General features: G+C 57.3%; 4 protein-coding genes. All 4 read left to right on the top strand.

Annotated elements, in window-relative coordinates; all coding sequences use genetic code 11:
• Positions 1–255 precede the first annotated feature (255 nt).
• Positions 256–1,857, top strand: a complete 1,602-nt coding sequence (locus tag ACM6JQ_RS07190) for an ABC transporter substrate-binding protein (protein ID WP_095114531.1) — start codon at positions 256–258, stop codon at positions 1,855–1,857.
• Positions 1,858–2,117: 260 nt separating this feature from the next.
• A complete protein-coding gene (locus ACM6JQ_RS07185; RefSeq protein ID WP_095114532.1) occupies positions 2,118–3,743 on the top strand; it encodes an ABC transporter substrate-binding protein in 1,626 nt (541 codons plus the stop codon).
• 300 nt (positions 3,744–4,043) lie between these two features.
• Complete coding sequence (locus ACM6JQ_RS07180) at positions 4,044–5,642, top strand: ABC transporter substrate-binding protein (protein WP_095114533.1); 1,599 nt, start codon at positions 4,044–4,046, stop codon at positions 5,640–5,642.
• Positions 5,643–5,817: 175 nt separating this feature from the next.
• A complete protein-coding gene (locus ACM6JQ_RS07175) occupies positions 5,818–7,233 on the top strand; it encodes an OprD family porin (RefSeq protein ID WP_007917616.1) in 1,416 nt (471 codons plus the stop codon).
• The last annotated feature ends 62 nt before the right edge of the window (positions 7,234–7,295 follow it).

Raw genomic sequence — 7,295 nt, 5'->3', positions numbered from 1 at the left:
GCAGCGAAGGAACCCCGAGCCCTAGCGAGCGGGCCGTACGTAGGAGCAAGCGTTTTTGGTTACTTTTGAGGCGTTTGTCAAAAGTGACCCGCCGTAAGGGCGGAACCCTAAGCAGCCGTTACCGCAGCAACGGATATACACACAAGTGCTAGATATGCCGAGATAGACGCTTCAACAGGAAAAACGATATTTCCGCCACCCCCCCCGCCCCAGCTACTCTTCCACGATTACCACCGCCGATTCCCCGGGGACCCCATGCCAAGATCCACCCTAAAACCGCTCTTGATCTCCCTCGCACTAACCGCCATAGCCCCGATCGCCAACGCCGCCACAACCCTGGTCTACTGCTCCGAAGCCAGCCCCGCCGGCTTCGACCCCAGCCAATACACCAGCGGCACCGACTTCGACGCCTCCGCCGAAACCGTCTTCAACCGCCTCACCCAATTCAAACGCGGCGGCACCGACATCGAACCCGGCCTGGCAACAAAATGGGATATCTCCCCGGATGGCCTGCAATACACCTTCCACCTGCGCCAAAACGTAAAATTCCACACCACCGACTACTTCACCCCCACTCGAGACTTCAACGCCGACGACGTCCTCTTCACCTTCCAGCGCCTGCTCGACCCGGAAAACGCCTTCCGCAAGGCCTACCCCGCCGAATCCCCATACTTCACCGACATGGGCCTCAACACCACGATCAAATCAGTAGAAAAACTCGACGAGCAAACCGTGCGCTTCAACCTCAACAACGTCGACGCCGCGTTCGTGCAAAACCTCGCCATGAGCTTCGCCTCCGTGCAATCAGCCGAATACGCCAACCAACTGTTGAAAGAAGGCAAAGCCGCCGACCTCAACCAGAAGCCGATCGGCACCGGCCCGTTCGTGTTCAAGCGCTACCAGAAGGACTCACAAATCCGCTACGCCGCCAATACGGCCTACTGGAAACCCGAAGACCTCAAAATCGATAACCTGATTTTCTCCATCACCCCGGACGCCGCCGTGCGCCTGCAAAAACTCAAGGCCGGCGAATGCCAGGTCAGCGGCTACCCACGCCCGGCCGACATCGAAGTGATGGAAAAAGACCCGAACCTGCGCGTGCTCAAACAGGCCGGTTTCAACCTCGGCTTCCTCGCCTACAACACCACCCACGCGCCACTCGACCAGCTCAAAGTGCGGCAGGCGTTGGACATGGCCATCGACAAACCGGCAATCATCAAAGCCGTCTACCAAAGCGCCGGCCAGTTGGCGCAAAACGCCTTGCCGCCGGCGCAATGGTCGTATGACCCGAACATCAAGGACGCTCCCTACGACCCGGCAAAAGCACGGGTGCTACTGAAAGAAGCAGGGGTTGCGCCGGGTACAACCATCAACCTCTGGGCGATGACAGTGCAGCGCGCCTCGAACCCGAACGCGCGGATGTCGGCGCAGATGATCCAGCAGGATTGGGAGAAAATCGGCATCAAGGCCAACATCGTCAGCTACGAATGGGGCGAGTACATCAAGCGCGCGAAAAATGGCGAACACGACGCGATGATCTATGGTTGGACAGGTGACAACGGTGACCCGGACAACTGGCTTGGCGTGCTCTACAGCTGCGCGGCGGTAAAAGGCAGCAACTACGCCAAATGGTGCGATCCGGCCTACGACAAACTGGTGCAACAGGCCAAGTTGTCCACCGACAAAGCACAGCGGGTAAAACTGTATCAACAGGCGCAACTGATCCTTAAACAGCAAGTGCCGATCACACCGATTGCCAACTCCACGGTGTTTCAGCCGCTGCGCAAGGAAGTTACTGACTTCCGGATCAGCCCGTTCGGTCTAACCCCCTTCTATGGCGTGGGTATAAATAAGTAACACCGAGCCCCAAGGCGGCGCGCACAACGTGACCAACGCACCGTTTTGGGGCTTCATTTGCACCGTAAAAACCACCCGCAAACGGTCAAATGCGTCAGAAGTTATACAGATGCGACATTAAGGTACGTTCGTGCCACGCTTTGAGGCCGGCAGTCACTCTGGATCTTGCAATGGGTATGGCCCCTGCATAAGTATCCGCAGGCACGACTCACGAGGTCGTACCTCACAACTAAAAAATGACAACAAATCATGAGGCCAACATGCTTAAACACGCGGTCATTCCGTTTTTAGTCGGCGCAGGCTTGTTAGCCTCCGCACCTTTCGCATCCGCTGCGACTAACCTGGTGTTCTGCTCCGAAGGCAGCCCGGCCGGTTTCGACCCAGGCCAGTACACCACCGGAACCGACTTCGACGCCTCAGCCGAAACCATGTTCAACCGTCTGACCCAGTTCGAGCGCGGCGGCACCGCCGTGATTCCTGGTCTGGCGACCAAGTGGGACATTTCCGATGACGGCCTGACGTACACCTTCCACCTGCGTGAAGGCGTCAAGTTCCACACCACCCCGTATTTCAAGCCGACTCGTGAGTTCAACGCCGACGACGTACTGTTCACCTTCAATCGCATGATTAACAAGGATGACCCGTTCCGTAAGGCGTACCCGACCGAATTCCCGTACTTCACCGACATGGGGATGGACACCAACATCACCAAGATCGATAAAGTCGACGATCACACCGTCAAGTTCACTTTGAAAGAAGTGGATGCCGCGTTCATCCAGAACATGGCCATGAGCTTCGCCTCGGTACAGTCCGCCGAGTACGCTGCCCAGCTGCTCAAGGAAGGCAAGGCTGCCGACATCAACCAGAAGCCGATCGGCACTGGCCCGTTCGTGTTCAAGAGCTACCAGAAAGACTCCAACATCCGTTACACCGGCAACAAGGACTACTGGAAGCCTGAAGACGTGAAGATCGACAACCTGATCTTCGCCATCACCACCGACCCGTCGGTACGTATTCAGAAGCTGAAAAAGAACGAGTGCCAGGTCACCCTGTTCCCGCGTCCGGCCGACCTGAAAGCGCTGAAAGAAGACAAAACCCTGAAAATGCCTGACCAGGCTGGTTTCAACCTGGGTTACATCGCCTACAACGTGATGGACAAGGTCAAGGGCAGCAACGAGGCCAACCCGCTGGCAGACCTGCGCGTTCGTCAGGCGCTGGACATGGCCGTGAACAAGCCGCAAATCATTGATTCGGTTTATCAGGGCGCAGGCCAACTGGCCGTCAACGCCATGCCGCCGACCCAATGGTCTTACGACACCACCATCAAAGATGCCAAGTACGATCCTGAGAAAGCCAAACAGCTGCTCAAGGAAGCCGGCGTCAAGGAAGGTACCGAGATCGTGCTGTGGGCGATGCCGGTGCAGCGTCCGTACAACCCGAACGCCAAACTGATGGCTGAAATGCTCCAGTCCGACTGGGCCAAGATCGGCTTGAAAGTGAAGATCACCAGCTACGAGTGGGGCGAGTACATCAAACGCTCCAAAGGTGGCGAGAACCAGGCCATGATCATTGGCTGGAGCGGTGACAATGGTGATCCGGACAACTGGCTGAACGTGCTGTTCGGTTGCGACTCGCTCAGCGGCAACAACTTCTCCAAGTGGTGCGACAAGAAGTTCGACGGCCTCGTCAAAGAAGCCAAACGCACGACCGACCAGGCCAAGCGCACCGAACTGTACAAACAGGCGCAACACGTCCTCAAAGATGCAGTCCCGATGACACCTATCGCCCACTCGACGGTGTACCAACCCATGCGCGCCAACGTGCAGGATTTCAAGATCAGCCCATTCGGCTTGAATTCCTTCTACGGCGTCAGCGTCAGCAAATAAGGCACTGCAACGGCGACGTTTATAACGTCGCCGTTGTTTTACCTGCCGGGAAGTTAGGAAATTGCCTACAGCCAATTCCACTGTGGATTACCGCAGCGGTATAGGACGCGTCGCCTTTTCCTACGAGCTTTAAGGCATTTACGCATTTACTGCCAGAACCGCGGCCCCTACCGTCGGGTACTGACCAGTGTCTGCGTGGGCCACCGGTTTGCCGTACGCACTGGATTGAGCTCGATGCAGCCAAAACGTCTCCGGATGAGACGACGGCGCATTGAACAACACTAAAAAAGAGGGAGCGTCATGCGCCATACCTTGATTTATTCCGCATTGTTGGCGGCCGGCCTGTTGGCCGCCTCGTCCGCCAGTTTCGCCGCCAGCAAAAGTCTGGTGTTCTGCTCTGAAGGCAGCCCGGCGGGCTTTGATACCGCGCAATACACGACGGCCACCGATAACGACGCCGCCGAACCGATCTACAACCGACTGGTCGAGTTCGAAAAAGGCGCGACTAATGTCGTCCCGGGCCTGGCAACCACGTGGGATATTTCCGAGGATGGTCTCAAGTACACCTTTCACCTGCGTGAAGGTGTGAAATTTCATACAACGCCGTACTTCAAGCCGACCCGCGACTTCAACGCCGACGACGTGTTGTTCACGTTTAATCGCATGCTCGATGCACAGCAACCTTTCCGTAAGGCTTATCCCACCGAATTCCCGTATTTCAACGGGATGAGCCTGAACAAGAACATCGCCAAGGTCGAGAAGACCGGGCCGCTGACCGTGGAGTTCACGCTCAACAGCGTCGACGCAGCGTTCATTCAGAATATCGCCATGAGCTTCGCCGCCATCCTGTCCGCCGAATACGCCGACAAACTGCTGGCCGAAGGCAAGCCAAGCGACATCAACCAGAAACCGATCGGCACCGGGCCGTTCGTGTTCAAGAGTTATCAGAAAGACTCGAACATTCGTTACACCGGTAATAAACATTACTGGGATCCGAGCCGGGTCAAACTCGACAACCTGATCTTCGCGATCAACACCGACGCCTCGGTGCGCGTACAGAAGCTCAAGGCCGGCGAATGCCAGATTACCCTGCATCCGCGCCCTGCCGATGTCGAAGCGCTGAAGGCCGATCCAAAACTGCAGCTGATCTCCAAGCCGGGTTTCAACCTCGGCTACATCGCCTATAACGTCCGCCACAAGCCCTTCGACCAGCTCGAAGTGCGCCAGGCGCTGGACATGGCGGTGAATAAACAAGGAATTCTCAACGCTGTTTATCAGGGCGCCGGTCAACTGGCCGTCAACGCCATGCCGCCGACCCAGTGGTCCTACGACGACAGCATCAAAGACGCCGCCTACAACCCGGAAAAAGCCAAAGAGCTGCTCAAGGCTGCCGGCGTTAAAGAAGGCACCGAGATCACCCTGTGGGCGATGCCGGTGCAGCGCCCGTATAACCCGAACGCCAAACTGATGGCCGAAATGCTCCAGGCGGACTGGGCCAAGATCGGTCTGAAAGTGAAGATCGTCAGCTACGAATGGGGCGAGTACATCAAGCGCACCAAAAATGGCGAGCACGACATCAGCCTGATCGGCTGGACCGGTGACAACGGGGATCCGGACAACTGGCTCGGCACGCTGTACAGCTGCGATGCCATCGGCGGCAACAACTACTCCATGTGGTGCGACCCGGCTTACGACAAGCTGATCAAACAGGCCAAGGTCGTCACCGACCGCGACCAACGCACCGTGCTCTATAAACAGGCCCAGCAATTGCTTAAACAGCAAGTGCCGATCACGCCTGTCGCCCACTCGACGGTCAACCAGCCGTTAAGCGCGAGGATCGAAGGGTTCAAAGTCAGCCCGTTCGGTCGCAACGTGTTCTCGGGTGTCGGTATCGATTAAACCAGATGATTAGCCGCAACGCTGGGGGGCGCTGTCTAGCCCCTCACGCAAGCGCTTTGCCGAAATTCGCCAATCCGGCTTTTTGCAAACGTTTGCGATGTGTGAACGAGTTCTAAACCAATAACCGGCATACCAAAAAAAGCCGGCATAAAAAGAAAGTAAAGGAGCTTCACCCATGAAACTGAGCAGCACCGCGATACTGGCTCTGGCCATCAGCAGCGTCACCGCCACGGCGTACGCAGAAACCCAAAGCCAGGCGTTCACTCCAGTAACCGTCAACGAGAAGAGCGCCCAGGCCGAGGCCACCGGTTTCCTCGAAGGTCAATCGATCAGCGGCTCGACCCGCAACTGGTACGCCAACGAGCAACTCAAGCGCGGCGGCAAGTTCGCCTATCGCAAGAACGGCCAATCGACCGAAACCGACCGCCGCATCAACTGGGTGCAAGGCACGATCATCAAGTACAACTCGGGCTTCACCGAAGGTACTGTCGGTTTCAGCACCGAAGTGGCGGCCTACAACGCCATCGCTCTTGAGCGTGACCGCGAGAACCTCGCCTCCAACAACGGCGGCGCACCGGGCACTCGTCCAGGCGCAGGCAACAACCGTACGCTGACCAAAGAAGGCGGTGACGCTCAAGGTCAATGGAGCAAAGTGGGCCTGGCCAACATCAAGGCACGTATCTCCAATACCACCCTGACCGCCGGCCGCATGAACTTCAGCAGCCCGCAGGTCGACGTGATCGGCAACCGTCCGCTGCCGTCGAGCTTCGAAGGTATCGCGATCCACAGCGAAGAGCTGAACAACCTCTCGTTCGACCTGGCAACGTTCGACCGCGTCTCGCCTCGTACCGAAGAGAGCCTCAGCAAGTTCCGCTCCGAATACGGCAACATCGACGCCGAAGCTGACCACGTGAATACCGCCGGTATCTCGTACCAGCCGTTCGCCAGCCTGACCACCAGCCTGTGGGGCACCCAGGCTGAAGACCTGTGGAACCAGTACTACTTCGGCGCCACCCACGTGCTGGGTGACAGCTCGATCCTCAGCCTGACCACCGGCCTGAACTACTACAAGACTGTCGACGAAGGCAAAAAACTGCTGGGCGACATCGACAACGACACCTACTCGCTGTCGTTCGGCCTGACTCACCTGGCACACACCCTGACCTTCTCGTATCAGGAAGTGAACGGTAACGAGTACTTCGACTACCTGCACGAAACCAACGGTATCTACCTGGCCAACTCCCTGCTCTCGGACTTCAACGGCCCGAACGAGAAGTCCTTCCAGGTTTCCTACGGCATCAACATGGCCGAATACGGTGTACCGGGCCTGAAGTTCAACATCTACCAGGCGCGCGGCTGGGGCATCGACGGCACTCACTACAAAGGTGGCGGCTACGACGGTGTGCAATCGATGGACGGCGAGCACCACTATGAATACGGCATCGGTGCAACCTATGCCGTACAGAGCGGGCCACTCAAAGCCACTACGATTCGCGGCACTTACACCGCTCACCGCGCCAGCGAAAACCAGGCTGACGGCAGCATCAACGAGTTCCGTCTCGTGACCACGATTCCATTCAACATCCTGTAAAAAACGCCAACCGACGGCTGACTCATGATGAGTCGGCCGTTCGGTTTTTTGTCTTCAACCGA

This window comes from Pseudomonas sp. IT-232MI5, from assembly GCF_949767845.1.
In the GTDB taxonomy this organism is placed as follows: domain Bacteria; phylum Pseudomonadota; class Gammaproteobacteria; order Pseudomonadales; family Pseudomonadaceae; genus Aquipseudomonas.
Note: the sequence above shows the minus strand (reverse complement) of the source record. Positions and strands in the feature narration are given on the sequence as shown.